The 2597-nt window shown below is 66.4% G+C and carries 2 protein-coding genes; one reads left to right on the top strand and one right to left on the bottom strand.

The window, feature by feature from the left end:
* Window positions 1-36: 36 nt before the first annotated feature.
* Entirely contained in the window at window positions 37-1563 is a 1527-nt protein-coding gene (locus AB4Y86_RS16445) for a sodium:solute symporter (protein ID WP_441403248.1), read from the bottom strand.
* A 280-nt stretch (window positions 1564-1843) separates the two neighbouring features.
* Between AB4Y86_RS16445 and AB4Y86_RS16440 the strand changes: the two genes are divergently transcribed.
* Entirely contained in the window at window positions 1844-2419 is a 576-nt protein-coding gene (locus tag AB4Y86_RS16440; RefSeq protein ID WP_441403247.1) for a helix-turn-helix domain-containing protein, read from the top strand.
* The last annotated feature ends 178 nt before the right edge of the window (window positions 2420-2597 follow it).

Raw genomic sequence — 2597 nt, 5'->3', positions numbered from 1 at the left:
CCCGGGGGGAGGCGCCGCCGTCGTGCGTTTGCCGGCTTAGCGGCTCAGGACCGGCACCGGTGCTTCTTCGTGGTCGGTGCGGCCCGCCACGCGCTCGTGCCAGTTCTTCATCACGGCAGGATCCGTCGGCTTGGTCAACAGTGACACTGCCACGTAGACCAGCGCGGAGGCCAACAGCCCGTAGTAGATSGGTTCGTTCGCGTAGACGCCGTCAAGCGGGACTTCGGCGTTGATTTCCAGGACGATCATGGTGCCGAGGGTGATGACCGAGCCGACGGCCATCGAGGCGGCCGCGGCCCCACCGGTGCCGCGCCTCCAGACCAGTCCGCCGAGGATGGCGACGAGCAAGCCGCCGACGAGGATGTCGTAGGCGATGGTCAGCGCGGCCACGACGTCCTTGGTGATGATGGCGATCACGATGGCCACGACGCCGAGGCCCAGGACCCACAGCCGGTTCGCCTTGACGTCGTGCTCCGGGTTCTCGGTGTCCTCGGTGTTGATGTTCTTGCCGAACCAGCCGGCCACGAAGGGCAGGACGTCGGCGCGGGCCACGGTGGCGGCCGCAATCAGAGCGCCGGACGCGGTAGACATCATGGCGGCGACGGCCGCGGCGAGCACCAGGCCGCCGATCCCGATGGGCAGCAGGTTGGTGGCGACCTCGGCGTAGACAACGTCCTTGCCAAGGGCCTTGACGTCGATGTTCGGCAGGGCGACGCGGGCGCCGAGGCCGATCAGGGCGCCGGCGGCGCCGTACAGAATGCAGTAGACGCCCGCGGTGGCGCCACCCCAGCGCGCAACCGTGGGGGTCTTGGCAGTGAACACGCGCTGCCAGATGTCCTGGCCGATGAGCAGGCCGAGGGTGTAGACGACGAAGTAGGTAATGATCGTCTGGATCCCGATGCCGTCGATCTGGAAGAAGCTCGCGTCGACTCGGCTGCGGATGCCGTCGAGGCCCCCGGCGGCGTTGAGCGTCAGGGGCAGCATGAGCAGGAAGATGCCCACCGTCTTGATCACGAACTGGACCTGGTCGGCCAGGGTGATCGACCACATGCCGCCGATGGTCGAGTAGACCAGCACGATGGCGCCGCCGATGGCGATGGCCAGCGCGCGGTCCCAGCCGAAGAGGACTACGAAGATGGTGGCGTAGGCGCCGGTGGACGTGGCGCAAAGCATCAGGGTGTAGGCGAGCATGACGATGCCCGAGGTCTGCGTGGCCCGGCTGCCGTAGCGSAGGCTSAGCATCTGGGAGACGGTGTAAATCTTCAGCTTCTGGATGGTGCTGGCGAAGAGCAGGCTGAGCAGCAGCACRCCRGCGCCGATSGCMACCACGAGCCACATKCCGGAGATGCCGAACTTGTAGCCGAGCCCCACACCGCCCACCGTCGACGCGCCGCCCAGGACGACGGCGGCCATGGTCCCGGTATACAGGAACGGGCCGAGGCGGCGGCCGGCCACGAGGAAGTCGCTGTTGTTCTGGGTGCGGGACTTGCCCCACCAGCCGAACGCCAGCATGGCGACCAGATACACCACCACGATGGCGATGTTGACAATACTTGCGTCCATTGAGGGCTCCTTTGGAGCTGTTCGGAAGCAGCGCTGCTGGGCCGGCTCGCAACGCTGCGGTCGGTTGTCACTACTTCTTGGCGGGAAAGTGCGGGAGGTCTCGGTTGACCCGCCCGCGGTATTGCCTAAGAGGCAACACTTGTTGCCAAAGAGTAGGGTGTGACGCCGGTAACAGTCAAGGTCTGCCGGCGGCGTGTCCCTTCGGGCCTCCGGGCGTTCATCTCCGATTAGGATTGGCTCCAATGCTGGTGCCGCGCGGCCGGCCGTGAAAGGTTCCCTAATGAAGGCTCTACCCGTAGAACCGAGCAACGTTCCGGTTGCCATCGGGTCCAGGATCCGTGCCGCCCGGCAGTCGCAGCGGCTCACCATCGAACAGGTCGCGGACGCCACCGGCCTGACCAAGGGCTTCCTGAGCCGGGTTGAGCGGGACCTGACCTCGCCCTCCGTGAGCTCGTTGGTCACGCTGTGCCAGGTCCTCTCCATCTCGATCGGCGACCTGTTTGCCGCGCCGGAAACGCACCTCACCAAGGCCGGCGAAGGTCCCCGGATTTCGCTCGGCGGGGAAGGGATCGTCGAGCGCCTGCTGACCGCACGCTCCGAGCGCCGGGTCCAGATCATCCAGGCCGTGATCGAGCCCCGTGGCCGCGGCGAGTCCGAGCTGTACGCCGTCGACTGCGACGTCGATGTGCTGCACGTGGTCAAGGGCAGCATCCGGCTGGTCCTTACCAATGAGGAATTCGAGCTGGAGACCGGCGATACCGTGACCTTCCCCGGCCGCGAGCCGCACACCTGGGTCAACCCGACCGACAGCCCGGTCGAGGTGCTCTGGGTACTGGTGCCCGCCGCGAGCCGCTAGCTCCGCTAGCTCCCCGGCGCCGCGGCGCCGTCGGACATCTGCCCGTTACATGGTGGAAACAACGAATTTACGTTCGTGCCTCCCGTGTAACCTCCGCGAAAAAATGGAAATGCCTTGCGGAAACATCCCCTCGGTAGCGTCGATTGCGGGAGGCGTGCGACTCGCTGCAGGCATACGC

Origin of the sequence: Arthrobacter sp. 2YAF22_2, from assembly GCF_052114645.1 — a bacterium.
In the GTDB taxonomy this organism is placed as follows: Bacteria; Actinomycetota; Actinomycetes; order Actinomycetales; family Micrococcaceae; genus Arthrobacter.
The sequence above is the reverse complement of the archived record's forward strand: the minus strand, read 5'-3'. Positions and strand labels throughout refer to the sequence as shown.